Source organism: Aequorivita sp. H23M31 (assembly GCF_004022485.1).
Lineage (GTDB): Bacteria > Bacteroidota > Bacteroidia > Flavobacteriales > Flavobacteriaceae > Aequorivita > Aequorivita ciconiae.
In genome coordinates, this window is record NZ_CP034951.1 from 860,392 (window position 1) to 886,656 (window position 26,265).

The window sequence follows — 26,265 nt, forward strand, 5'->3', positions numbered from 1 at the left end:
ATTGCATTTCTTAGAGCTATGTTTAAGGCAAATGATTATATGAATCTATTCAAAAATATTGGCGATGATCCGCAAAAGTTTCCTTTGGAAAGTAAGCTTCTCCTAAAAGAATTGGATTTAATGAAAATATTACTTCCAGTTTTTTCAAAAAATGAAAGCATTGATGTGAACAATCCTCAAAATCTTTTAAATATACTGTTCGAATTGGGAAAAGGTAACCTATCTATAGGAAGGATAATCGAGGGGCATATTAATGCACTTTTACTTATTAATGCTTACGGGACCGAAAATCAGAAAAAGAAATATTTTGAAAAGGCGCAGGAGAAAGCACTCTTTGGAGTATGGAATACCGAAGCGTCAAGTGAGAATGTTAGAATAAGAAAAAAAGATGAAAACTTCTTCCTCGAGGGTGCGAAAAACTTTTGCTCGGGCGGAACAAACCTGTCCATGGCAATCGTTACTGCGGAAAGATCCAAAAAACCTCAAATGATTTTAATGGATATTTCGGAAGAGACCCCACTAGAGGCTGATTGGTCTTTATGGAACCCAATTGGAATGCGGGCATCAGTGAGCTGTAAAATAGATTTTTCCGGAATCAAGATTTCGGCGGATCAATTCTTGGGAAATCCTGGCGATTATTTTAAAGAACCCCATTTTTCATGGGGTGGAGTCCGGTTTTCTGCAGTTCAACTTGGAGGTGCAAAAACTATTTTCGATAGAACCTTGCAACACCTCAAAAAGCAAAAACGAAATTCCGATCCCTACCAAAAACAACGGTTGGGAAAAATGGCCATTCTAATGGAAAGCGCCGAACAGTGGATATACCACGCAATCGTATTCGAAAGCCAACTGGAAGAAGCTTCGATTAAAAACAAAGTAAATTTTGCAAATATGATGCGCTACGCCACTTTGGATATTTGTGAGGAGATTATTTCCCTTGCAGAAAAAGCCGTAGGCGTTCAAGCTAGCATGAAAAACCACCCTTTAGAGCAACCTATCCGCGATTTGAGAGTTTATTTAAAACAGGCAGGGCCCGATGCCGCTCTGGCCAGTGTTGGAGACTTTGTTACACGAGAAAAGAAATAGCTGCTATGGAAAGCGAAGAACATCTTACTTCAGAGACCTTATTATTCTCACCATTACTGGCGTCCGAGCAGTTGAGCAAACAAATTGGCAATGCCCTAATCCTCGCCCCACATCCCGATGATGAGGTTTTGGGTTGCGGCGGACTTATACAGTTTTTATTGGAACAAAATATTTCCGTATTCGTTTGTTTTGTAACAAGTGGCGGGGCATCTCACCCAAATTCAAAGGAATATCCACCAAAGAAATTGGCGGCCCTTCGCGAAAAAGAAGCCATAAAATCCTGCGAAATACTGGGAGTTAAAAAAGAGGATGTATTCTTCATGCGACAACCTGATTCGTGCCTATCCAAGCTAAATGAAAATATTCAGGTTAAAAATCGGGAAAAACTTATCCAAATATTGAAGGAATTTTCAATCTCGTCAATCATACTTCCCTGGGAAAGGGATCCGCATCCGGACCACATAGCTTCGTGTAAATTGGGTAAGTTGGCGGCGGAAGAAGTTGATTCGGAAATACAATTGATAGAATATCCCATCTGGCTATGGAAAAACTCGGTTGAAAAAGATTGGCCACTCAAGGACGAAAGAGAAATTTACCGTTTGGAGATAAGTTCCAAATTAGTTAAAAAGAGAGAAGCTATCCTTGCACATAAATCACAAACCTCACATCTTATTGATGACGATCCTCAAGGGTTTATTTTAACAGAGTACTTACTTGAGCCCTTCCTGACACCGTACGAGTTTTATTTCTTTAAAAAACCCGAGTCAGTTCCATCTCTCACTAAATCCTATTTCGATACTCTTTATGACCATAATCCCGACCCATGGAATTTCCGGAATAGTGATTATGAAAAAAGTAAATACAAAACGATTGACCAATTTCTAAACGGAAAATTATATAAAAATGGATTGGAAATGGGTTGCTCCATTGGCATTCACACCTCCCATCTCGCAAATCATTGTAAAAAATTGTTGGCCGTAGATATAAGTGCGGAAGCCATTGAAACTGCCAAAAAATCTACCAACTTACCCAACGTTACTTTTGAAATAAGAGATATAGAAAAAGACTTTCCAACAGGACCGTTCCAGTTTATAAGTATGTGTGAAATGGGATATTATTTCGATAAAAATACCCTGTGGAATATTTTTGAGCACATATCGAAAAACCTGGAAATTAACGGCCAATTTTTGATGGTGCATTGGACTTCCTTTGTTCGGGAATATCCGTTAAATGGAAAAAAAGTACATCAACTTTTCGAGTCCTTTAACGAAAAGGAGAAAGCATTTGCTCTTCTATCCTCCTCTGCTGCTGACAGATTTGAACTTATGCTTTGGGAGAAGAAAGGGTAGAAACCTCTTTCTTTTGAGAATCGATATATTCTCTTATTTCGCGGCAGGCATTAAAAACGGAAATATTGCGATACTCGGAATGCCATTCTATGTTATTTTTTAAATGTTCGTCCATAGCAATCACCCAACTTTCGTAGTTAAGGGGAATATTATAAAATCGCTCCAGCTCTTCCTTCTTAATATGGCTTAATCTGATAATTTCGGAAATGATATTTTCTGAATAGGAAAGAAAAAGCCTTTTTATTAAATTATAAATAGAATAACGTATTAAGAGCTTTTCCAATCCTTCCACATAATAGGATACTCCTGGGATATGGGCCCAGTCCTTAAGTTCAGCCCCGAAACCTTCCGAACAACGAGAATCAATTCTGGTGGATGTGGTTACTATAGTGTTGTTACAATGTCTAGCTTTATATCCCTGTCCCACTGCTCGATTATATAAATCCACATCCTCAAGAAAGTGCATTGGACGAATCCCACCAATAGCACCATAAGCCTTTTTCTTAATGGCAATATTAGGACCCCAATTATATTCATGTTTAGGCCACGGATCATCTGGATTAGGAAAAATAAGAGCTCCCAATTCACTCCTCAAATCTAGATATTCATCTTTTGCCAGTAGGAATTTCAACGCCTGTGGATTCAAATTTTCATAGTTGGGAACTATTCTACCACAAATAAAATCAAAATTCTTATCCACATAACCATTTAAATGATAGAGCCAATGTGGGTGGGGTACTGTATCTGCATCTGTACTAATGATCAATCCCTTCTCTGATGTAAGACGATGGTAGGCGATGTTCATTAATACTCTTCGGGCTGCACCTACAGTATTTGCCTTTTCCGAATCTAACCGTAAAACATGCCCAGATAATTGTGGATGTTCTTTAAAAAATTGTTCTACTATTCCAAAGGTATTGTCCGAACAATTATGGCACAATACGAGAACTTCGAAATAATGTTTCTGAATCGGGTTATTATCGGAATCAACTTGATGGGCTAAACTTAGTAAAGTATCTTCTATTTGGTTTGCTTCGTCCTTTGCCGGAATTATTACAACCATTTTGAACAAGCCATCTGGTGGTGGGAGAATGGTCTCTAATTCCTGTGAAATGCCATCAATAAATTCCAGCAATTCGCTCTCTTCTGTACTGATATTCAACAAACTATTCATTCCCACCTAATAACATTCTTTAATTGGAGTTCGCCAAAAATATCAATCAATAAATGGTTTATTTATCGACGTTCAATAGATTAAGAGAGGATTTTGTAGGATGGAGAAATCTTTCTATCATCTCATCACACTCTTTAAATGCCTGGAGATATCCACTATCTCCAATGCGTTCCTTATTTTCACCCAAATCCCAAATACCGCTCTTACTATATAGAGTTAAGTCATCCCAATCGGGTCGATCTATGATTGGATAGATACAAATTCCCCTTAGGTCCACACCCAAATCCATCGCTTCCATACATTCCAAGGTTATTTTTTTCAACCAGAGATCCCTACCCACTCCAAAATGTCCCGTTTCGGTAAGGAGTACTGGCATCGAATAACGGTTATATGCCATCAGCAACAAATGTGAAAGTGGCGTCATCGGTTTGCCAGGAATTTCTGGCCAAGGAATCCGTTCATTTTTATGGTCCCACTGATTATTGTAATAGTAGTTAAAGCCTAAAAAATCAAAAAGATTTCTGCTTCCTCCCAATTCTGGAATTGCTATTCCCAACAAAACGTCCATTGATTTAAATTGGTTATGGTTCATTAAAGCCAATTCAGCTGCAGAAATGGAATCATCCGCAGCATGTATTTTAATCAATGGCTCAATAATGAAAAGTATGCAGGTGGGATCGATTTCCTTTAATCTTTTCGCCCCCTCAATCGCTGCTTTGCATAGATGATATTTAATATCGTCGCCGCTATTAATGGCAAAAGGTACCGTTCCCCTAACATCGCCGGAATGCCAGGAAAGGAAACTGATTTCATTAATGGGCACCACCATCAAAGGCTCCGTAGTCTGTTGTGAGTGGAATATAGAAAAAGCCTCACATAGGGCTACAAATCGGGAAGTAAACTGAGGATGTGTCGGGATCAGACCATCAGGATAACCAAAGTGGCACATATCCCAAATAATTTGAAATCCCATTTCCTTGGCAGCCTCATAAAAGGGAATGAGATAGGAGAAATCAAAAATATAAGGAGCCGTTTCTGCACGGCTCCAACACACTCCTTCACGAACAACTTTTACTCCTATACCCTCCAGAAGTTGGTAATCTTGTTTTACCCAAACATCATGCTTGGTTTCCTTCATAAGATTCACCCGCTCTCCCGATCGATTTATTTGGTCAGCACATTCAAAGCCGCCCATAAAGAAACTATTGAACTTCAATTCCATTGCTCTTAAAGGTTTTGTTTAATTTTTCTTCTAGATTCGCATCGCTGTCCCCTTCCAAGGAGTGAAACAGATCAAGCGCGTTTTTAAAAGCCTGATCCATATTAAAATATTTATAGTTGGCTAATCTTCCTACGAAATAAACATCCTTCACTTTAGCCGCTTCCTCTTGATATTTTTGATAGATAGCAAGGTTTTTTTCATTCAAAACAGGATAGTACGGATCTCCTTCATCGGTAGTATATTCCTTTACAATAGTTGTTTTTTCAGATTTCTGTTTGCCAAAATGTTTGTACTCAACAATTCGGGTGAAATCCACTTCCCTACCGGGATAATTAACCACTGAATTGGATTGAAAAAATTCACTATCTACGGTTTCCGAAACAAAATTAATAGATCGGTATTCTAGCTTATCCTCCAAACTATGCTTAAACTCAAAGAACCTATCAATCGGACCCGTATAGAAAAGTTTTGTATATCCAATTAACTTATCCATAACGTCAAAATAATCCGTATTAAGTTTTACAGTGATATTAGGATGGTCCAACATTTTCTCAAATATTTTGGTATATCCATGCTTTGGTAGCGCCTGAAATCTATCGGAAAAGTAACGGTCGTCCGTATTGGTCCGCACTGGAATACGATTTAAAACCGAGGCATTCAATTCCTCGGGGTATTTATCCCATTGTTTTTTGGTATAGTGCCTAAACATTTTCTCATAAAGCACAGGACCGACCTTATCAAGCACAGCCTCTTTGCCATTCTTTGGATCCTTAATTGGCAATCTATTTTTTTCTAACCACTCTATCATTTCCTCTTCGGTGGAGATGGTCAAACCGAATAGTTTGTTAACCGTATTAATATTCACGGGTATCGGCACCAATTGGTCATCCACTTTTGCCAGAACTTTGTGCTCCCAGGGATACCAATCGGAAAAGCGATTTACATATTCCCAAACCTCTTTCATGTCAGTATGAAAAAGATGTGCACCATATTTAGAAACCAAAATGCCATTCTCATCGATATAATCATAACAATTTCCGCCAATATGGTCCCTCTTTTCCAAGATCAGAACTTTTTTTCCCGCCTTGGAATATCTTTCCGCCAATACGGCTCCAGAAATGCCCGACCCTATAATAACTACATCTGCTCTCATTTTTTGCTTGTTTTTATAAGTTTATGCATACTTTCTACCGTGGCGTTCCAAGAAGTTTTTGACAAAATATCCTGAAACTCCTTTTGGTACGATTCCGAATTAATATGTAAGAGATCTATGATGGATTTCTTAAACTCTTCCGCAGACTTAACAATAGAAACACAGCTTTCATAATGTCGGACCACGTCCTTGATTGCTGTTGAAATAATAGGAACTCCACCTGCCATATATTCCAAGGTCTTCGTTGGGCTTATATATTTGGTGGCATCATTCATGGCAAAAGGCATCATCGCAATATCAAAGGCCTTTAGATAATTGGGTAGAAGGTCATAACTTTTCATTCCCAAATAATGGATATTGGCTGCCCGGGGAAGTTCTTCTTCACTTACTTTGGCAAGCGGTCCTAACATTACAAATGAGACTTCGGGCAGGGATAGGGCAGTCTTTTCTAACAGGTCGTAATCGATTCTTTCATCAATCACTCCGAAATATCCCACGATCGGATGTGCGATATTCTTTACATCCTCAGGGATAGCGATATCGTCTTTCGTCTTTGCAAAATGCTCCCTATCTACCGAACTGGGAAAACAATGCACGTTAGTATGTCCATTACATTTAGATTCGTATAATGCAGTTCCGCCCGTAAAAACAACATCCGCCTGGGCCATCAAACATTTTTCCTGCACAACCAATTCGCAAGGTGCACCCTTAAAAAGGCTTAGCTCGTCCATACAATCATAAACTATGGTCTCAAAATTGAAATGCGGAATTAACACGCTGAACGCTGCAGAATAAAACCATCCAATGCTTACCGTTCTATCGAGATGCATTCTCTCAAGAACCAAGGGTATTTCCGAAATCGCATTAACTTTCGGCTTTAATACGTGAAGGGTCGGGGAAATTTCATCCAAATCATATGTTCCTCTTTCATTTTCCAGACAAGGTATAGGTTCCTCCACCAATAAAACCTTATACTTTTTAGAAAGTCTGCTGATAATATGCTGTGGCCGCTGATGAACAAAAGCCCAGCGTAAGTGGCAGAAGACAACAAGATCATAGGAAACCAAGTTCTCCTTAGAAAAAGCGACGGAATTCTGTTTTTTTCCAGTAGCAATTTTTTGGTTCCCATTGGGAAAACTGGAGGTCTTTTTCGAATTTAATATAATTTCTTCCATAATGACTAAGGCTCTTAACCTAGTTTTTGTGAATTTTATTTAGAAAATGATAATTTTTATTTCAAAATTATGCGGAATGAACACATAGGAATAATGCAAAAAGTAAAAACATTAACACTTTGACTTTTTATTGGCATTTGCACCTTCGAGGGCAAAGAATGGGAAATTGAAGAGACTATTTCAACCCAGGGAGATTAGAAAAAAAAAATTATTATGGGAATTTCCAACAAGAAGTATTGGTGTATAATTAGGACATTGATAATTTCACTTTATCCAATAAAATATGGATACGGAGGTGGAAAAGACTCCTTTTTTACATACGCCCCAATTCCGTGCTTTATTTTTTCGTCTGGTACTTATCGGTTAGAATTATGAATGATACAATATTATATTCTTGGAGTGATCATTTAACAACAATGTGAAAGTCTCGATAAATTTTTCATAATGACCTAATATTGAGTGCCCAAAAAATATAATTTTAAAATCAATATTTGGAAACGGGATTTGTCATCAATTAACCGAGGTTATTATTTGCAATTCGCGGTTAACACGACAACATAATGGTCCAAAGAATATTCAATCAAAAAATAAATCTGTTAAAACCTAAAAACTAAAAAGCTATGAAAAACTTAGAAGAACTTTTCGAACATCAATTACAGGATTTGTACAGCGCCGAAAGCCAACTTGTAAAAGCACTGCCAAAAATGGTTGAAAATGCAAATGATGCCAAATTAAAGAAGGCGTTTGAAGACCATCTTGAAGAAACTAAAGAACACAAAACGCGTCTTGAGGAAATCTGTAAAGAATTAAAAATCGATCCGAAGGAGGAAACCTGCAAGGCAATGCAAGGTTTGGTAAAAGAAGCCAGCGATTTTATGAAGGAAGTTAAAGACAAAGAGGTTCTGGATGCAGGGATCATCGCCGAGGCGCAGCGTGTAGAGCATTACGAAATTTCCGGATATGGAACTGCCGTGCGATATGCAAAAGAGCTTGGCCATAAAGACATAGCCAAGAAATTACAAAAAACACTGGATGAAGAATATAATGCCGACAAAGTGCTCAATGATCTCGCCGAAAAGCGCCTTAACCGCAAGGCGAAGTAATTACCCTGAATTAATCGAAAACCCGTGAAAGCGGGTTTTTTTATACTTTAAAAAATTATGGGAAAATGGTTTAATATCTCTACCTCAACAGCTCTCCAGATTTTTCTGAGCACTCTTATAATTTATATTGTTGTTATATTTCTTACCCGAATCTTTGGAAAACGAAGTTTTAGTAAAATGTCAAGTTTTGATTTCGCAATGACCGTTGCAGTAGGTTCCTTGATCGCTACCACGATCCTCTCTTCCAACGTATCTATTTTAGAAGGAGCATTCGGGCTTTTTCTAGTATATACACTCCAATTGCTTGCCGCATTTTTTAGGCGATTTAAATATGTTACAAATGCTATTGACAATACTCCCCTCCTACTTATGAACGGATCCTCCATTTTGTACGACAATCTGAAGAAGGCAAGAGTTACCGAGGGCGATCTCCGGGCAAAATTGAGAGAAGCAAATGTGCTGGATCTTTCTCAAGTGCATGCGGTAGTTTTTGAAACCACTGGCGATATTTCAGTACTACATTCCGACGAGGATTCGGTGCACTTAGATCCCTGGCTTTTAAAAGATGTGAATAGGGAATGAAAAGTAGTTATTGAGTTTTTTTCTCTGTACATCCTAACTAGTGTATACAAAAAAATATAAAAAGCTTTTCTTATTTGGAATTATTCCATAATTTTGGAATCTTACCAAACTGTCTCTTATTTAGAAATAGAAATGTCCTTCGAGAGAACCCAAGAAAAACTGAAAATTCTGGCAGATGCCGCTAAATACGATGTTTCCTGTTCCTCCAGCGGAAGCAAACGCTCCAATAAAACTAAAGGATTGGGAGATGCCACCGGAATGGGAATTTGCCATTCCTATACGGAAGATGGAAGATGCGTTTCCCTCTTGAAAATCCTACTTACCAATTATTGCATTTTCGACTGCGCCTATTGTGTTACCAGAAAAAGTAATGATATTAAACGTGCCGCTTTTCAGGTGCAGGAAGTGGTTGACCTCACCATTAATTTCTATCGCCGCAACTATATCGAAGGTCTGTTTTTAAGTTCCGGAATTTTCAAAAGTGCAGATTATACAATGGAACGTCTGGTGGCAGTAGCCAAGAAATTGCGATTAGAAGAAAATTTCAATGGGTATATACACTTAAAATCTATCCCGGGAGCGTCAGATGAATTGATGAAGGAGGCAGGATTATATGCAGATAGATTAAGTGTTAACATTGAGATTCCTACAAAGGAAGGATTGAAGCTTTTGGCTCCGGAAAAAAATAGAGAGGATTTTCTTAAACCGATGATTAAAGTGAAAAATGAAATCATCCAATATAAATCGGAAAAGAACATCATTAAAAGCACCCCAAAATTTGCTCCAGCGGGACAAAGCACCCAAATGATCATTGGTGCCAGTGGAGAAACCGATCAGCAAATAATGTGGACGTCCAACTATTTTTATAAGAAATTCAACTTAAAGAGGGTCTATTATTCTGGTTACATCCCTATTAGTTATGATTCGAGATTGCCTCAAATTGGTACAGAAGTTCCCATGCTGCGCGAAAATCGATTGTACCAAACCGATTGGCTCATGCGCTTTTATGGTTTCGATGTAAATGAAATTTTAAACAACGACCACCAAAATCTAGATCTTGATGTAGATCCGAAATTGGGATGGGCACTTCGGAATCTGGACCAATTTCCAGTAGATATAAACAAGGCGGATAAAAGAATGCTGGCGAGGGTCCCTGGTTTAGGAATGAAATCGGTTTACAAAATAATTGAGGCTAGGCGTTTCCGAAGGTTGAACTGGGAGCATATTCAACGAATGGGAGTTGCCCTAAATAGGGCGAAATATTTTCTTATATGTGAATCAAGGGATTTTGAACGAAGGGACTTAACGGGAATACAATTGAAGTCGCTTATACTCCAAAACACCCAGAGTAAATACCGAAATTCACTGGGACCACAATTGAATTTATTTACATAGATGCCAATCACCGAAGAAACATATTTGATCTATGACGGAAGTTTCGAAGGTTTCCTGACCTGTGTTTTTGAAGTCTATAACTTGAAATTGGCTCAGCCCAAAATCATTCGTAAAAGTGCTTTTCAGGAGTCATTTTTCGCTTCCAATCTTGAAATCCGCACCGATCCAGATAAGGCTGAACGGGTATGGAATACTATAAAAAAGAAAACAACCCTAAGGGGGAAATCCCGATTGTATTATGCTTTTTTAAGTGGAAAAGTGGAGGTAGAGAATTTACTATTGAACTATATTCAATATGCTTTAAAAAGCACTTCCCCCATAGATTCCAACTTTTCCAATCCCACGGTTTTGACCGTTTCCCAAATCGCCAAAAGTGTAGGCCGTGAAAAACATAGAATGGAGGCCTTCGTTAGGTTTCGACTCACCCAAGACAATATATATTTCGCCACTATCGAACCCGATTTCGATGTACTCCCATTGATTACAAAACATTTTAAGTCCAGATACGCAGACCAGAAATGGATAATCTATGACCTTTCAAGAAATTATGGCATTTATTACAATCTGCAAACTGTAGAAACAATCACCTTGGAGTTGCCTTCAAATTTCGATCCCGTCCATACGAGCGATGAATTCTTCTCACCTGACGAAATGGAATTTCAAAAGCTATGGCAGGATTATTTTAAAAGCACGAATATTCCCTCAAGAAAAAATCTAAAGCTTCATATCCAGCACATCCCCAAAAGATATTGGAAATATCTTAGCGAGAAACAGGTGTGATTTAACGCAATTATTTAATGTTAGATAAAATGGAAACATTATGTTGTTTTTCATGGCAAGTTCGTATGGCCGGTCAGGAATCCATAGAACAAGCTGCTCATTCGCAAAGGTTACTGGCCTGCCTGGCAATCAATATCCAATTGTCGCCTTGCTTTTGCCAAATATTGGTATAGCGTCTTGTAACCATCCGCCCTGCCTGGGGATAATTGCTGCCCAAAGTTTCCAAGGTTTCAGTGCCCATGGAAATAACCAGGTTATCCTTGACCATTATTTTTTCATTATGGCTTTCAAGGGATTTATACCTAATAAATCCGGATGCGACCATTTTTATCTGTCCACCCACAACCACCCTATTGATTGGGGCGTTTACGATCATATTTGGTGCCCAGACCTTTTTTAAGTATATGGTGTCCTGTTTAACTATCGCTTGAGCCATTGCATTCTCAAGGGAATTAATTTCGGTTTCAATGGAATTAGATTGGGCAGAAATATATGTAGACCCAAGGAGACAAGTGATAAGAATTAACTTTTTCATTTTTGTGGTTTTAGATTTTAAAATATGCCTACTATTAATTTTATTGGTTTCATAGGTTTCTATTTAAAATGATCAGTCTATTTTATTCTTATACATTCTACAGTAACTAACGTTTTCCAGACATATGGAAATTATTTTTAGATTATTTAGTCAAGTTGAATGATCTTATTTATATTCAAGCCTGTCAATTCCTACCTCCATCAATTTCCTTCCAGCATGCAACAATTCTTCTTTAAGCTGATTATTGGAACAGATTTCTGCCCTATTCCGAATTACTTTTGCAGCTCTAAGAAGATCCAAACCAGGGAGACCATTTTCCAAATCACGCTTGGGCCCAGGAAAAGGAAATTTATATGGTCTGGGACATAATTCGTCCACCAATTCATCCAGTTTGCCACTCACGATGATGATTCCCTGTTCCTGTCCAGTCCGATTCAAGCCGTCTCCTATTTCCTGCATAAGAAAAATGCGGTCCAAAACCTGCTCGGTAAATTCCACTATAACGGCCGATTTTGGAGGAAGCGGTTGTGGATTGAGAGAGGCCCAGTTAAAACGATCGGCAAAAATGGATTTAGGTGGTAAAGGTTGCGGATTTAAAGCTGCCCAATCCAAACGGCCCCAATAGATAGTATCATAGAGAGCGGGAATTCTTTCAGCTAGGATATTCCACAGAAAATCACTTAAATGCGATTCAGATCTCCAAGGTTGGGGAGAAGGTCCGAAATAGCGATTGCAGATTTGTCGAAGTATCGGATCCCAAGGACCAGGTTTGTGAGGTTCCTCAGGATTTGGGGTATCACCGGAATTTCCATAGCCTAGATTTACAAGTGACATTAATTTTTCTTCCGAGATATTTACATATTGTCCACTGGTTTCCTGTTGCGCTGAGTTGGTATTTTCTGTTTCCATGATTATTAGATTTTAATTTTCAACATTCCCCTTGTAATTTCTTCCATATATAAATCGCACACCCCTCACCCATACTGATGGATTTCGATGGTCAACAATGGATGTTCCTGATTTATTAATTCAATAAAATTAGAACGGAAGAAAGACCCATAAATAGTATGAATACGACAGAGGGTGTTAAAATTGAGACTTGGAAAAGTGAAAATTTCCCTTATTAATCAGCCTATTGAAAACTCCCGCGGCTCCTTGGAATATTCAACTAATGGAGGAGGAGTATTAAGGAAGAAGTTTTGTGGGGTGGAATCGGAAAATCTTTTAAAGTCCTTTATTAGGTGCATTTGATCAAAATACCCACATTCATAGGTTATTTCCGTCCAATTTTTTTGGGGAAGGGCGCTTTTAAGTTCTACAGCGTGAAGAAAACGCAGCAACTGACAATATAGTTTGGGCGAAGTTCCTACCTGCTCTCTGAATTTTCTCTCAAAGTTCCGAGTACTCATGTTGGCCTTTTTTGCGTACACGTTTATGTTGGCAAAGCTTTGCGTACGGTTTATTTCATTGGAAACTATCGTTATAGGATCCTTTTCATTGTGTAAATTCTTAAGTGAAATAAAATTTCTTAAAAAGGCATCAACAAGTATTGCCATCTCTTCGGGCTTTACGGAATCTTGAAGACGCTTCTGCAGATCGGAACACTTTTGACCCCAAATACCCTCGGCGTCCACAAGCTGGTTGGTTATCCCGTCCAATGGGAGACCGAGCAACCGTTGAAAACCTGATGGGAGAAATTGCACCAGCCATATTCTATAAGTGCCGTTAAACTTCATCAACCCATTAAAATGCGTAGCGAGTCCTTGGATCCAAATGTTTGATTGCACCTCAAAAAGTGACCTTCCCTTTTCGCTGACCATTCCCAAGGGTCTATCATTAAGAAAAAAGACAAGATAAGCTTCGGGAAGGGCGTGCCAGGGCTTTATTAAATCCTTTTGTTCAGTATCGAATTCCAGATATTGGTAATTTTTTACAAACGAGGACAATGATTTGCAAGGTGGAAGGAGCGTTATCTTTGGCATTGTCAGACAATTAGGTTTAAAATTAATACAATTCAAAATATCTTTCACTAATAAAGCCAATTTTGTGATGGAATTTCAAATGGTACTTCCCGCTCTATTTTGAATATAGTGGATAAAGAAATTAACCCCGGCTCGTGTCCTATCTAGCGCAGTCGATACCTCAATACCTCTCGACTGCGCTCGAGGTGACATTCTTTTTTTAAATCACTTACCAGGAAATTATTTAGTATTGTGACCTGTCGAGCGCAGTTGAGACCACAAGACCTCTCGACTGGGCTCGACCTCTCGACTGCGCTCGAGGTGACATTCTTTTTTTAAATCACTTAACCTGAGCTTATCCTCTATTTTGTCCGGTCGGGTGCAGTTGAAACCTTCAGACCTCTCGACTGGGCTGGACCTCTCGACTGCGCTCGAGGTGACATTCTTTTTTTAAATCACTTACCAGGAAATTATTTAGTATTGTGACCTGTCGAGCGCAGTTGAGACCACAAGACCTCTCGACTGGGCTCGACCTCTCGACTGCGCTCGAGGTGACATTCTTTTTATAAATCACTTACCATGAAATTATTTAGTATTGTGTCCGGTCGAGCGCAGTTGAGACCACAAGACCTCTCGACTGGGCTGGACCTCTCGACTGCGCTCGAGGTGACATTCTTTTTATAAATCACTTACCATGAAATTATTTAGTATTGTGTCCGGTCGAGCGCATTTGAGACCACAAGACCTCTCGACTGCGCTCGAGGTGACATTCTTTTTATAAATCACTTACCATGAAATTATTTAGTATTGTGTCCGGTCGAGCGCAGTTGAGACCACAAGACCTCTCGACTGCGCTCGACCTCTCGACTGCGCTCGAGGTGACATTCTTTTTATAAATCACTTACCATGAAATTATTTAGTATTGTGTCCGGTCGAGCGCATTTGAGACCACAAGACCTCTCGACTGCGCTCGAGGTGACATTTTTAGGTTTTACCTCTTAAACCATCCATTTTGCTTTCTATATCCCAGTTGGCAGATAGAATACTATATTCTTCTGTCATTTGGATCAAAGTCCACCGTCCATTCAATTCCATATTTATCACGAAACATTCCGAAATAAGAGCCCCAAGGACTGTCACTTAAAGGATATTCAACATTTCCACCTTCGGACAGGCCGTTAAACAATTTGTCTGCTTCTTCCCTACTCTCCGCGTTAATGGCAATTTTTGAGCGGTTTTCATTTTCATTGACTCTTCCAATACTTTCAGGAACGTCATTACCCATCAATACATTATGGCCAATGGGAAGGGTGATGTGCATAATTTTGTTGGCTTCCTTTTTAGAAATGGGGTATTCCTCACTGGCCATATCCCCAAATCGGGCAATACGCGAGAATTCTCCGCCAAATACAGATTTGTAAAAATTGAATGCCTCTTCGGCATTGCCATTAAAGTTGATGTAAGGGTTGATACGTGGCATAATTTATTGTTATTAATTATTGTTAATTTAGATATAACATGGGACCGCTCTGCTTTAAGACCTAAGCCAAAAGACTTTGTCGGTTTCTTGGGCCAAATCAATTAATGAATCAAAAATAACCGCTAAAAGCCTGACTTCGGGCTTTGCTACGGTTCTATTTTCTTTGAATAATAAAAGCAGAATTTACTACTGTCACAGCTCCAAGGACTTAACTCTTACGTCCTACGTCTTGAATCCTACGGCTTTGGAGTTGGTAAATGGTAAATTATAGACATTTCCTTCGCATTAGCTTTTCATCTTGAAGCTATAAGCTCCCTACTTTTTGCTTTATTGGTTACTATTGCTTCCTTGTAAATCCATCCGCGCTCCATTCTTCACTGCCAACGCCGTTATGAACAAAGAACAAACCATCCGGATCGTACTTCTTTTTAATTTCGGACAGTTTTTTATAATTCTCTCCCCAATAGGATTGTTGCCAATTCTCTTCAAAATAACTGCTTTCCGCCAGATAACTTCCGGTTGGGGTAAGTGCCTTTTTTAGGGCAATCATAGCGGCATTAATTTTTGTAGCTCCCTTTGTGGCGGTCTGCAAATCGGGTTCAAGGCCAGATAAGCCCTCCATAGATGGCTCTTCTTCTCCGGCAATGATGGCCAGTGCAAACGAATCTAAAACAACAGGATTCATCGCCGTGTTTTTAGCAGCCTCTAACTCCTCTCCCTTGGCACCGGCCAATCCTTTATTAAAATGAAGCGAAGTTGTCCATAGTCGGCTGGCCTCAAAAAGGGCATCCCGCAGCTTATATTGTTCTTCTTCTTCCAATAAGGATTTGTGGATCCAAATGGATTGATAGGCCAATAAATATTGTCCCGCTTCTTGCTGGTTGGAAGCCCAATATGCATTTTTAGAGGGTGCTCCTTCCCTTTCATCCATTTTGATTAAACCAGGCGCATTTTCATTTAAAAAATCAACATCCCATAAACTTCTTGCGGGCAAATCGATAATTGTCAATGGTCTATCAATTGTGAAATCATCTTGATTATCATTAAGCCAACTTCTAAAATCCTTCCAAGCCAATTCCGCCTCTTCTTTGTTTATACCTTGAAAAACCAAGCTAAAATCCATACTATTATCAGAATGAAAGGAAATGGTTTCTCCCCAATGCGGATTAAATAATTCATTTCTGTATAGCTGAATTACCTTTTCAATTAACATTTTAAAAGAATTGTTTGAACCTGCGCTTATTTTACCGAATACCGCCCCAAATTTTTCTGGTAATTCCCTCGTTCGTAATGTCACTTTTGTCACTATACCAAAGGTTCCTCCTCCGCCTCCTTTCAATGCCCAGAACAGATCTGGTTTTCTGACTGCATTTACAATTTCTATTTCCCCGTTTGCGGTTACCATTTCCGCTTCTAGCAATCCCGCTGCGGCAAGACCATAGTTTTTTGAGAAACTTCCGAAGCCGCCACTTTGAATCAGACCTGCCACGCCCACTGTCATACATCCTCCACCTTGCACATATCTTCCTCCTTTGGTAGTAACAGCATCATAAGCTTGCAGCCACATTGCTCCAGCTTCTATAGTGACGGCGTGTTGCGGCTCTTGAATCCCTTCGCAATCTTTACCCACAAATAAATTGTGAAGTGTAATTGAGTTCATCTTTCTTGTCCAGATAAGTAAGGAGTCTGGAGCGTTTGATGTACCTTGATAACTGTGTCCACCGCCTTTTACCACTAATCGTAAATTATTAATTCTTGCAAAATTGACCGCTGCCGCGACATCCGTGGAATTTTGGGCAGCTACTGCATAAACACTCGGCTGGGTTTCCCACGCTTTAAACCATCCCAAGGTCTGGGTGAGTGCGGGACTATCCCCGAGAAAATATGGGTTTTTTAAATTTTGGAACAAGGTTTTACATGCCTCCACATCTCCCGTGGTTTTGCAGACATCAAAGGGAGATTCAAGCTTTATTAATTCGCCTTTTAATGAATTTTTTAATCGCTCCCATTTTTTTGGTGATGGCCAGTTGGCATCTCCAGGCCTCACTCGAGCATTTGGGATTTTGGAATTTCCCCATACTGCATTTCCAAATGGGGATAATAGCTGAAACCCAATCATGGAAATCCCACTTAACCATAAAAACTTTCTTCTGCTTATTGCCATAAGGGTGCGCAAATAAATTTTGGTCGTTATTTATCTAATCTTCATAATCTTTATTGACAAGGCGTTTCGAAATCCACCAATAGTTTCCGCTGGGGTCGATTATTCCCGACTGCCGGTCCTGGTATTCCATATCCCTGGGTGCAAATTCTTCTTTGGCACCATTTTCAATCGCTCTTTGGTGTAACTTATCAACGTCATCTACATATAAATAGAATGACGTTCTCATATTTAAAAACTCTCCTCTCGCCTGACTGATCATAAAGCAGCTATTTCCAATTTTTAGGATAATGTTTGCAATTACGCCGTTTTTGGGATTGATGGAACGGTTCAATTCTTCTGCATAGAATGCTTTTTTGAGGAAATTAATTAATTCCTCCGGATTTTCGACCATTAAATAACTACTTACAGTTCCAAATCCTTTGGGTCGATAGGTATCATATATTTTGTTCATATTCTAAGATTTTTTAGTATGTATACATTTTGCTATTTTTTAAAACTTGGTCTGCACAGATTGCCAATCCCCACTGGGATGCGCAGCCAGCAGGGCAGTTTTGGTTTAAGGTTTAAATGGTGTTCCTTTCCCAGTTTCCAAAAACTTTGTCAAACTTTCCAAAAATGATTCCCACCCCATTTTACATATCTGGTAACAAGCCACTTCAGGCGTCAACCCGAAATGGGTCAACGTAATCTTGACATTACTTTTTTCTTCGGATAAATCCAACACAATTTTGGTGTTCTTCCATTCCTTCTTGTTTTTGAGTTCAGGAATATCGATCAAGGTATCGATGCATACCCAAACTACTTTTTCATTGGGAATTAATTCAATGACCTTCATCGTTTTGAAAGTGGTGCCAAAGCGAACGGTAAATTCAGCCTTTAAAATATTCGCGGTGCCAGAGAAATCTTTTGTCCACCACTCAGGAATGCTTTCAGTTATCGCTTTATAGACAGTATTTATACTTGAATTTACGAAAAAGATGCTATGATAATTTGAATTTGCCAATTTTTTCGGTGCATAGTAATGAAGTACCGCTCCACTATTAAAAGTTTTTATCCTTATAAGTTTAAGAATTCTCCTTTCATTTATGTTTTCAAATAAAGACAAACCTTTTCCCGCGATAACAGGATAGATGCAAAGCTGGAAATCATCAATTAAATTGAGATTTAAAAGCTGCATAATTAAACTGCGGCTACCAATTAGGATGTCTTTGCCGGATTGTTTTTTGAGTTCTAATATTTCATCTTTTAAGTCGCGTTTTGCTATGGTTGCAGTTATCCAATCTAGATTATGAAGTGTTTTGGAAAATACTATTTTTGGAATCTTGTCAATTGCCAAAGCAAAGTCATTCATCGATTTTTCTTCGGAAGGATTTTCCAATAAGCTCCGCCAAAATTCCATCAATTGAAAAGTTTTTCTACCATACATAATGACCCCCGATCTATCCAGAAGTTCTGTATAATGCTTATGGATATCCGCATCGGGCAAACCAGCGGTATGGTCGAAGACACCGTCGAGTGTCATATTTATGGCTGCAACTACCTTTCTCATGACGGACCGATTTAAAATAAGATTACATCTTGGGTGTTACGAATTTTGAAAGCAAAACAATCTGTCCAAGGTGGTAGGCGTCGTGCTGTATAATGGCGTGGATGTGTTCAAAATAAGTCATCCCATTTAAAGGGTAAAGGGTTTCAAATTCCCTTAATATCGAATTTTTCCAGAAAGTTGATCCATTCCGTTTTTGTTTGATGAAAATGCTCCATAGTCTTTATCCAGGCCTCCTGCGAGGTATCGACTATAGGCTCAAGATAATTATTGGAAGTTGTCGTCCGTACCGTCCCCCAACATTTCTGAATTTGCCCCTAAAAAAATTAATGTTTATTTCCTGTGGAAATTGGTAAATGTCATTTTGTAGCCTCCGTTTAACCCTAAAATCCATTGAATTCCAATGGTAAAGAAAATCTGGACCAAAAAAATGGATGGGATCTCATAGTTTTTATTAAACTCTACCCACTGCCGTCTTACGACCAAAGTATTACCTCTCCCCTGGATTGCTTTTCCTCCATTCCTGGAATTTAGCGTACTGTTCCGGTGTCAGCACATCCTTAAGGCTTTCATCCATTTGAAGATCTACAAGGTTATGGTCCTCGATATTATCACTGGATCTCCTGTTTAATTTTTGCTTGTAATCCTCTTCGAAGCGTTTTATTTGGTCTTCGGTCATATTCAACTCTTGGTACATGTCCGTCATATCCTGAGTTCTCATTATGCCTGGCGTGTCGTTTTCGTCATCGATATCTACGGCATGCGAATTATCGGGTGCAGTAAGTTCCGTTGTAGGTTCTGTTTCCAAGTCAACTTTTGAGTCTGTGGATTTATCCTTACAGGATATAAAAAAGATAGTGCAAAAGCACAGAATAGCGATTTTAAAAGACTTCATAATCATTTGTTTTGATTGTTTCCCTCAAATTTAATACAATCATTGAAGACTATAGCGTTAAACGGCGAAATAATCTTCGCATCCTTTTCCTATTAACCGTGGGTCTGCTTCTCCATATCCATGCGCTAATTTTATTATTTGCTTTTCGGTTTCTCCTTCTTAAGCGATTCCAGATTTTTTTGGACCTTGTTTTCCACATCCTCAACAGGTTTGGAAATGAATCTGGGTGCGTCAAACCTTAGTCCGAAATATGCCAAACTATAAATTTGGTTGTTTTCGATATGGCTCTGGCTATCCTCGTCATATTTGTCGGCATTTAAAATGAGCTTGCCGCCACCAAAAAAACGTCTTCCATTAAATCCAATTTGCAATACCCCATCCAAAGCCTGAAGCAGATAGGTTTCCTTCTCTTGCGTTTCATGACCATCGGCCTCACTGTCTATAAAATGTGAGAAACGGACAGCAATTGAAGGGGAAAGTCCCGCTGTTGCGAACCATTTTCCCGAGAGAACGAAGGTATAGTAATAACCAACGGCGAGACGGAAGTTGAGTTGCTTCTCCACGCTTTTCTCACCGTAAAAAACATTGGAGAAACGAGTGTAATCATAATACAGAATCGGCACCACACTACCTGCACTTTTTATTTGTCGTTCCGTATATCCTATCAATGATCGATAGGAAAAGTTTTTATTGAAAACATAGCCGCTACTCATGCCATAAATTGTTTTCTTTAAATCGGGAAATTGAACATAGGGATCTTTTCCATCTTGCCAATCGTCAATATAATCGCCCGTATTGACGAAGTAATACCCTTTGGTACTCTGATATTGTAAACCTTGTACAAATTGTCCGAAGAAAAAATGGAATTTGTAATCGCTAAACGAAGATTCTCCTTTAAGTCGTTGGGCATCTTTTTCCTTGAAAAAACTTGGAGCGAACCCTAGGCTTACCCCTATAAACTTGTAATCCACGGAAACTGAGAGTCTATACAAGTTGTTGGGCGTTATTTCCATCCGGTCTATAAAAGAATCATCCCGGAATATATAGGTGTCGGTCTGGGTATCAACATTCAACCCTACAACAACTTTGTCCGTATAAGATATGAAATAGGAAGAATCCCTCGCCTTTTCAACCTGGGAAAGACCAACCGATTTAGCACAAATAACAACAAACAAAAAACATAAATATCTAAAATTGAGAGGAGACCGATAATTCACGCGTGTTTTGATTAGGTCTCTAAATATAGAAAACTATCCGCACATCCAGATTTTTATTTTCTATTGTGTCCTTACTAAATGCAAGGTTATGGATCAATAGCGCCTCAATGTTTTATAAAGTCCTTTTTTAATTAGAAATCTTATTGGTGTTTCAACGCTTTTAATTTAAGCGGGAATAATAAAAACCTTACTTAAAAATAACATTTGTTATGAACTACAAAAAAAAGTCTCGAACCTATAGCTATCGGGATGCGCTCGACCTGACAATAAATATCGATTCTCAATTAATTAAAGTTCAAACAATCCTGTAGGAACGGTATGAAAACCAATTGCGTTAACTCTTTTTTCAATGGTTTTTATCTTGACCAGTTTTGAGGTGAGAACTTTAAATTCCTTTGGATACTTTTTTTCATCTATAATAACATCACTAACACCTTTTACGGAACGGACTGCCTCTATTATCCTATCCAGATCCTCCCCGTTTTCCGCATTTGTGCCAAATACTTTACCGTGGTTTCCAGGGATAACATTTTCAGATAATAAGCTCATATTAAAATTTTTATTGAATGATTTACTTAAAGGTACGGAAAATTAAAAAAAGCTATCGGTTTTAGAATTTTTTTCCTTTGAATTCGACTCTGGGAAAGAGATAAAGTTGGTAGTTTACAAATATTGAATATTGTATTCTATAGGGCTAAATTTTAAATCTTTAGAATTCAACTAAATTATTTAAATGCTCTAAATTTATTTGGATTTTGCACCTAAAAGGCTGGTTAAAAAACCTTCAAAACAAATCCAAACACAATCTTTGGAACTGGAATAATACTTATTAATATAAATCCCGCGCCATGATATACGGAGTTGATGAACGTCAACAATTGGAAAGACTCCACGACCGCCATAAAAGGCTATCCCTGGATGTTTTTGACAGTGTAAGTACAAACCTCGAGAAAGAGTTAATTGCAGAGAAAAAAAAGGAATTGAGGGAGACTTCATTGGAGTTAGAAAGCTTGATGAGCAAACTGCACCGAGTGAATTCATAAATTTAGCTTTAACAAAAATAGCTATTCCCGATTTTAAAGCACGGCTCCCAAAGTTCCAACTACCACCTTGAGCTCAAAATTCTTATTGATTGCTTCCTCTTTGGAATATTCTAAAAAAATTGTTTCCTGACCTTGGGCAACGGCTTTGAAATGAAATATAAACTTATCCTTACCACTTTCGTTTTCGGTAGAAATAGATTCCAATCTTACAAAAGAGGTTGGCTCATCCAATTCCCATACATATCCAGAGCCAGGTTCTCCTTCCAACACAATTTCAAATACGTCGTTCACACTAAGTTCCACGGTTTTTCCGCTATCTTTATAAGTGTAAGGTCCCGCACAACTAGCGAATAGGATCAAAGTAAAAGTTATTGTTACGAGTTTAATTTTTGACATATCTTTAGGTTTGTGGTTTGGAGTTTGTAGAATCCTAAATAAGGTTGCCTTTTTTCACCATTCAATTTAACATGAAAAAAGAGAATTCAAACCGTACTTTCGATTTATCCTTGAAGCTCAATCTCGTAAAGCAGATGGAACGCGGAGAAATAGATTCTATTTTTGAAATTGGTTATGCCTCAGCCCTAAAAGTTATAAAAAAAATTAAATCCGAAAGATGGAAATATTAAAATGATGAAAAAATGGAAGAATATTAAAAAAGTAGAAAGAAATTTTTCCTAATAGCTTTGGAGGACCGGCTATTTGAGAGAATGTTCTTTTTGCCATCTTTTATACATTTCGTACTGCTCACTCTCCAACACCGATTTCAGAATTTTATCTTGTAAATTTGTCAATTCCTGGGCGCTAGTCTCTTTCTCTTTCAAATCCGTTTTTATGGAATTGTATTTTGTTTCAAATTGAGCTATCTGATCCTGGGACATATTGAGATATTTATACATTTCCTTCAAATTAGAATTTTCTAAAGTAAGATATTCATCATTGGTAGTAATGTTATCGTTCAATATATCATCGGCACTATTGTCCATATTGCTATCGGGAGTTTCAGCGGCATAAACAGTCGAATCTGGATTTTTCTTGTTGTTGTTTTCACAACCCCATGTTCCAAAGAGTGCCAGGCCAAAAAAGATGATTATTAAAATTTTCATTGTTTCTCTCTAATTATATTTCCCTGTTGATTCTTAACAAACGATACCAATTATTAGGCGCTCTCAAATAATTTTAATTCGATAAGCGTATCTGCCATTAATTTAGATCGGACTTTTTCTTGATATGACTTAGGGGATAATTTATATTTATTTTTAAAAATTTTTGAGAAATAGCTTCTACTCGTCCATCCCACGGAATAAACAATTTCAGATATATTCAAATCGGTAGTTTCAATCAGTTCCAAAGCCCTTTCCAATCTAACCTGGCGAATATGATCAATAACAGTACGGTTATGAAGTTTCTTAAAACCATCCTGCAATTTAGATGGAGATAGACCGGTTTCCCTACAGATATATTCTATGGAATAATCCACTGCGGGATTCTCCTTAATATTATGGGAAATGACCTGTAAACGATCAATTTCTGTTTTAGTTAGTAAACAATCATTTTTCATCCCGTTTGAGAGGGATTTAATAACCTGTTCCATCTTCAAACCAAATATCTGCAGTATAGTTCCCTGCATAATAATTTTCGATGCCCAGGAATCTTTGGACATACATGAAAGTTCGTTTATCTTATCTAAAAGTTTGAGATAAGGTTGCCCTATAAACAAATTTGGGCCTTCATTTAAATTGTCCTTAAGAGAATCCTTGCACCTATTATAAAAACAAGTATCTGAGGTAATCAGGTTCCCATTAGGTTTCTTGTAACTAATAACACAAAAATGGTTCTGACATTCATTCTCCAGTTCTATCTGAATCAAGGCGGCGGTATCGGCGTTTAAAAAAATAGCGCTTTGATAAGGCAAAATTGACTTAACGCAATCATTCAACCTTAACACCAAATTTCCCTCCCAACTATATAGAAAAAAAAATCCTTTGTCATCATTTAGTTGAATATTGGAACGACAATCGGTTCGGGTGTCAATATAATATTCGTTATAATCAAAAATTTCCGAAAACCTTTCTAGAGATGGATCTTCTCTACCTTTAGGATCCGAATGCGAATAATCTCTGAAAAATGAAAAAGCAACTTGTTCTGTGAGAAGATGAATTGTCCGTTCCATAGCTTAAAACGTTTTTAAATTTCTGAAAAACCGAATCTAGTAGCTAGTAAACGGCTAAAGCAGAAATATTTAGGATATTATCAAATTTAATGAAAAATCATCTTTTTCTAATTTAAATTAACATAACAATAATAAATAATAGAGTATTTTTCATTTTTTATAAGAAAAATAACACAATTGCAACAAAACATTAAACACAACTTCGTACCTAAATTGCATTGAATTGAATCTTTTAGCGGGTCAAAAGTTTAATATCCTAACAATATGTTGTCCAAATTATGACTTATCAAATAGAAGATTCGCCCTATTTTAAGAGGTGCTAAGTTTCTTATATTTACCAAAAAGAAAATCTGGAAGGTTTATAGGATTTCTGAAGTTGTTTTGAATTAAAATAACACAAATGATTCCCTTATATAACCAATGGTTTAACTGATATTGTAGCTCAATGAAAATGACCTATACGCAGAAGGATCTGCCAGAAATGGCCGAAAAAATTTTAAAAAATGTCAAATCGAAGGTTATCCTTTTCAAAGGATCGATGGGAGTTGGAAAAACCACATTGATAAAGGAACTTGCAAACCATCTAGGTTCTCAAGATACCGCTTCAAGCCCTACTTTTGCTATTGTTAATGAATATGAGATTCCGGATGACCTCATTTACCATTTCGATTTTTACAGAATCAAGGATATACAAGAGGCACTGGATCTGGGTGTTGAAGATTATCTTTATAGCGGACATTTTGTTTTTATAGAATGGCCAGAAAAAATAGAATCTTTATTACCCGAAGATGCCGTAGAATTGTATATAAGAATGGGGATGGATGGTACACGGACGTTGACGATAGATATTTGAAAAGTAAAATAAAACGAGAAGTACAAAAACCTTCCCCTAATATCATTACTCCTCAGAATTCCTTTCCCATAAATATTCCCTTAGCATTTTGACCCCTTCAACTTTTTTCCCCGAAATTAATTTATTCCGTACCTTGATGCGTGAAATGAACAACCATGGCCACAATTAAATCACCATTTACCAAAGCCCAGTTATTGCCCCAAGAAGAGACCTTGGAAATAGCAAGACAGAAAGGGGAATTATTCATAGGCATTCCAAAAGAAGCATATTTTCAAGAGAGACGAATTTGCCTAACCCCAGATGCGGTTAATGCCATTGTTAACAACGGTCATCGCGTTCTAATGGAAAATGGTGCCGGACTGGAAGCCGGATTTTCGGATAGGGAATATTCCGAGGCAGGAGCCCAATTAACAGAGGATACCAAAAAAGTTTTTGGCTGTCCGGTAATTCTAAAAGTTGAACCGCCAACCCTGGAAGAATTGGATCTAATGAATCCAAAAACGGTCTTGATTTCCGCACTTCAGTTAAAAACACGAAAACCAATATATTTCGAAACACTGGCAAAAAAGAAAATAACGGCATTAGCATTTGAATTTATAAAAGATGAGGATAACAGTTATCCGCTGGTAAAAGCATTGAGCGAAATTGCGGGAACCGCCGCTGTCCTCATCGCTGCTGAATTGATGGTTAATGCCAAAAAGGGCAATGGGCTATTATTTGGAAATATCAGCGGAGTTCCACCAATTGAAGTAGTTGTAATTGGCGCAGGAACTGTGGGAGAATTTGCTGTACGCTCAGCGTTGGGACTAGGTGCCAATGTGAAAGTATTTGATAATTCCATCACCAAATTACGAACTATTCAGACCAATGTGGGTAGAATCCTCTATACCTCTACCCTTCAACCAAAAAACTTAACCAAGGCTCTCCTAAGATGTGATGTTGCCATTGGCGCGGTAAGAGGACATAACCGCTCCCCTATTGTCGTTACGGATGAAATGGTCCAAAAAATGAAAAAAGGAGCCGTTGTTATTGATGTCTGTGTGGATATGGGCGGTTGTTTTGAGACTACCGAGATGACCAGTCATGATAGCCCTACCTGTATAAAGCATGAGGTAATCCACTACGGGGTTCCCAATATTCCGGCGAGATACCCAAAAACAGCCTCCATTTCAATCAGTAATATCTTTACCCCCTATATTTTAGAAATCGCCGAGAGCGGCGGTTTGGAAAATGCAATCCGCTTTGACGATGGTTTAAAAAATGGTTTGTATTTTTACCGCGGGATACTTACCAACAAAGCAATTGCCGATTGGTTTGATTTACCTTACAGCGACCTCAATTTATTAATATTTTAGATTACCCCTCGGTCAAATTTTCCAAAG

Annotated in this window: 27 protein-coding genes; 10 read left to right on the forward strand and 17 right to left on the reverse strand. The window is 38.2% G+C overall.

Annotation, left to right across the window (positions count from 1 at the left end; genetic code table 11):
* Window positions 1-39: 39 nt before the first annotated feature.
* Both EI546_RS03825 and EI546_RS03830 read left to right on the forward strand, forming a co-directional pair.
* Complete coding sequence (locus EI546_RS03825; RefSeq protein WP_164905165.1) at window positions 40-1,086, forward strand: acyl-CoA dehydrogenase family protein; 1,047 nt, start codon at window positions 40-42, stop codon at window positions 1,084-1,086.
* 5 nt (window positions 1,087-1,091) lie between these two features.
* Complete coding sequence (locus EI546_RS03830; RefSeq protein ID WP_128249303.1) at window positions 1,092-2,435, forward strand: bifunctional PIG-L family deacetylase/class I SAM-dependent methyltransferase; 1,344 nt, start codon at window positions 1,092-1,094, stop codon at window positions 2,433-2,435.
* Here EI546_RS03830 and EI546_RS03835 read toward each other — a convergent pair.
* Genes EI546_RS03835 through EI546_RS03850 form a run of 4 tightly spaced genes read right to left on the reverse strand, consistent with a single transcriptional unit; the run spans window position 2,410 to window position 7,159 of the window.
* Window positions 2,410-3,609 (reverse strand): glycosyltransferase family 2 protein, encoded by a 1,200-nt coding sequence (locus EI546_RS03835; RefSeq protein ID WP_128249304.1) that lies wholly within the window; start codon window positions 3,607-3,609, stop codon window positions 2,410-2,412. The two genes, EI546_RS03830 and EI546_RS03835, sit on opposite strands and share 26 nt — an antisense overlap.
* A 58-nt stretch (window positions 3,610-3,667) precedes the next feature.
* Window positions 3,668-4,831, reverse strand: coding sequence for a glycoside hydrolase family 1 protein (locus tag EI546_RS03840; protein WP_128249305.1), 1,164 nt, complete (start codon window positions 4,829-4,831; stop codon window positions 3,668-3,670).
* The gene (gene glf / locus EI546_RS03845) at window positions 4,812-5,984 is read right to left on the reverse strand and encodes a UDP-galactopyranose mutase (RefSeq protein WP_128249306.1); all 1,173 of its coding nucleotides are present in this window, start codon (window positions 5,982-5,984) and stop codon (window positions 4,812-4,814) included. The genes EI546_RS03840 and glf overlap by 20 nt, the downstream gene beginning before the upstream one ends.
* A complete protein-coding gene (locus EI546_RS03850; RefSeq protein ID WP_128249307.1) occupies window positions 5,981-7,159 on the reverse strand; it encodes a glycosyltransferase in 1,179 nt (392 codons plus the stop codon). The genes glf and EI546_RS03850 overlap by 4 nt, the downstream gene beginning before the upstream one ends.
* A 620-nt stretch (window positions 7,160-7,779) precedes the next feature.
* Here EI546_RS03850 and EI546_RS03855 point away from each other — a divergent pair.
* From EI546_RS03855 to EI546_RS03870, 4 genes are all read left to right on the forward strand, one after another.
* Complete coding sequence (locus tag EI546_RS03855) at window positions 7,780-8,262, forward strand: YciE/YciF ferroxidase family protein (protein ID WP_128249308.1); 483 nt, start codon at window positions 7,780-7,782, stop codon at window positions 8,260-8,262.
* A 57-nt stretch (window positions 8,263-8,319) separates the two neighbouring features.
* A complete protein-coding gene (locus tag EI546_RS03860) occupies window positions 8,320-8,844 on the forward strand; it encodes a DUF421 domain-containing protein (RefSeq protein ID WP_128249309.1) in 525 nt (174 codons plus the stop codon).
* A 132-nt stretch (window positions 8,845-8,976) separates the two neighbouring features.
* On the forward strand, window positions 8,977-10,239 hold the full coding sequence (locus tag EI546_RS03865) for a putative DNA modification/repair radical SAM protein (protein WP_128249310.1): 1,263 nt from the start codon (window positions 8,977-8,979) through the stop codon (window positions 10,237-10,239).
* Entirely contained in the window at window positions 10,240-11,019 is a 780-nt protein-coding gene (locus tag EI546_RS03870) for a TIGR03915 family putative DNA repair protein (protein ID WP_128249311.1), read from the forward strand.
* 97 nt (window positions 11,020-11,116) lie between these two features.
* Here the strand turns inward: EI546_RS03870 and EI546_RS03875 are convergent, their stop codons facing one another.
* From EI546_RS03875 to EI546_RS03920, 10 genes are all read right to left on the reverse strand, one after another.
* Complete coding sequence (locus tag EI546_RS03875; protein WP_128249312.1) at window positions 11,117-11,554, reverse strand: nuclear transport factor 2 family protein; 438 nt, start codon at window positions 11,552-11,554, stop codon at window positions 11,117-11,119.
* Window positions 11,555-11,719: 165 nt separating this feature from the next.
* Window positions 11,720-12,463, reverse strand: a complete 744-nt coding sequence (locus EI546_RS03880; protein ID WP_128249313.1) for a hypothetical protein — start codon at window positions 12,461-12,463, stop codon at window positions 11,720-11,722.
* A 218-nt stretch (window positions 12,464-12,681) separates the two neighbouring features.
* Window positions 12,682-13,536 carry a helix-turn-helix domain-containing protein gene (locus tag EI546_RS03885; RefSeq protein ID WP_128249314.1) on the reverse strand — a complete coding sequence of 285 codons (855 nt, stop codon included), beginning with the start codon at window positions 13,534-13,536 and terminating at the stop codon, window positions 12,682-12,684.
* A 1,024-nt stretch (window positions 13,537-14,560) separates the two neighbouring features.
* Complete coding sequence (locus EI546_RS03890; protein ID WP_128249315.1) at window positions 14,561-14,995, reverse strand: VOC family protein; 435 nt, start codon at window positions 14,993-14,995, stop codon at window positions 14,561-14,563.
* Window positions 14,996-15,332: 337 nt separating this feature from the next.
* Window positions 15,333-17,159, reverse strand: coding sequence for an FAD-binding oxidoreductase (locus EI546_RS03895; RefSeq protein ID WP_205649756.1), 1,827 nt, complete (start codon window positions 17,157-17,159; stop codon window positions 15,333-15,335).
* A 34-nt stretch (window positions 17,160-17,193) separates the two neighbouring features.
* Complete coding sequence (locus tag EI546_RS03900; RefSeq protein ID WP_128249316.1) at window positions 17,194-17,610, reverse strand: VOC family protein; 417 nt, start codon at window positions 17,608-17,610, stop codon at window positions 17,194-17,196.
* Window positions 17,611-17,715: 105 nt separating this feature from the next.
* Window positions 17,716-18,708, reverse strand: coding sequence for a dihydrofolate reductase family protein (locus EI546_RS03905; protein ID WP_128249317.1), 993 nt, complete (start codon window positions 18,706-18,708; stop codon window positions 17,716-17,718).
* A 487-nt stretch (window positions 18,709-19,195) separates the two neighbouring features.
* A complete protein-coding gene (locus EI546_RS03910) occupies window positions 19,196-19,600 on the reverse strand; it encodes a hypothetical protein (protein WP_128249318.1) in 405 nt (134 codons plus the stop codon).
* A 134-nt stretch (window positions 19,601-19,734) separates the two neighbouring features.
* Entirely contained in the window at window positions 19,735-20,775 is a 1,041-nt protein-coding gene (locus EI546_RS03915; protein WP_164905166.1) for a DUF4421 family protein, read from the reverse strand.
* A 330-nt stretch (window positions 20,776-21,105) separates the two neighbouring features.
* Window positions 21,106-21,366: a heavy-metal-associated domain-containing protein gene (locus EI546_RS03920; protein WP_128249320.1), complete on the reverse strand. Its 261-nt coding sequence runs from the start codon at window positions 21,364-21,366 to the stop codon at window positions 21,106-21,108.
* 299 nt (window positions 21,367-21,665) lie between these two features.
* Here EI546_RS03920 and EI546_RS03925 point away from each other — a divergent pair, with 299 nt between their 5' ends.
* Window positions 21,666-21,860 (forward strand): hypothetical protein, encoded by a 195-nt coding sequence (locus EI546_RS03925; protein ID WP_128249321.1) that lies wholly within the window; start codon window positions 21,666-21,668, stop codon window positions 21,858-21,860.
* Window positions 21,861-21,893: 33 nt separating this feature from the next.
* Here EI546_RS03925 and EI546_RS03930 read toward each other — a convergent pair whose 3' ends face one another.
* Window positions 21,894-22,256, reverse strand: a complete 363-nt coding sequence (locus EI546_RS03930; RefSeq protein WP_128249322.1) for a protease inhibitor I42 family protein — start codon at window positions 22,254-22,256, stop codon at window positions 21,894-21,896.
* A 71-nt stretch (window positions 22,257-22,327) separates the two neighbouring features.
* Between EI546_RS03930 and EI546_RS16135 the strand changes: the two genes are divergently transcribed.
* The gene (locus EI546_RS16135; RefSeq protein WP_164905167.1) at window positions 22,328-22,486 is read left to right on the forward strand and encodes a hypothetical protein; all 159 of its coding nucleotides are present in this window, start codon (window positions 22,328-22,330) and stop codon (window positions 22,484-22,486) included.
* A 69-nt stretch (window positions 22,487-22,555) separates the two neighbouring features.
* Here the strand turns inward: EI546_RS16135 and EI546_RS03935 are convergent, their stop codons facing one another.
* Together EI546_RS03935 and EI546_RS03940 are read right to left on the reverse strand one after the other, a co-directional pair.
* Window positions 22,556-22,963, reverse strand: coding sequence for a hypothetical protein (locus tag EI546_RS03935; protein WP_128249323.1), 408 nt, complete (start codon window positions 22,961-22,963; stop codon window positions 22,556-22,558).
* 53 nt (window positions 22,964-23,016) lie between these two features.
* Entirely contained in the window at window positions 23,017-24,030 is a 1,014-nt protein-coding gene (locus tag EI546_RS03940) for a helix-turn-helix domain-containing protein (protein WP_128249324.1), read from the reverse strand.
* 445 nt (window positions 24,031-24,475) lie between these two features.
* Between EI546_RS03940 and tsaE the strand changes: the two genes are divergently transcribed.
* Both tsaE and EI546_RS03950 read left to right on the forward strand, forming a co-directional pair.
* On the forward strand, window positions 24,476-24,883 hold the full coding sequence (tsaE, locus tag EI546_RS03945) for a tRNA (adenosine(37)-N6)-threonylcarbamoyltransferase complex ATPase subunit type 1 TsaE (RefSeq protein WP_128249325.1): 408 nt from the start codon (window positions 24,476-24,478) through the stop codon (window positions 24,881-24,883).
* Window positions 24,884-25,038: 155 nt separating this feature from the next.
* Window positions 25,039-26,238 carry an alanine dehydrogenase gene (locus tag EI546_RS03950; protein ID WP_128249326.1) on the forward strand — a complete coding sequence of 400 codons (1,200 nt, stop codon included), beginning with the start codon at window positions 25,039-25,041 and terminating at the stop codon, window positions 26,236-26,238.
* Window positions 26,239-26,265: the final 27 nt, after the last annotated feature.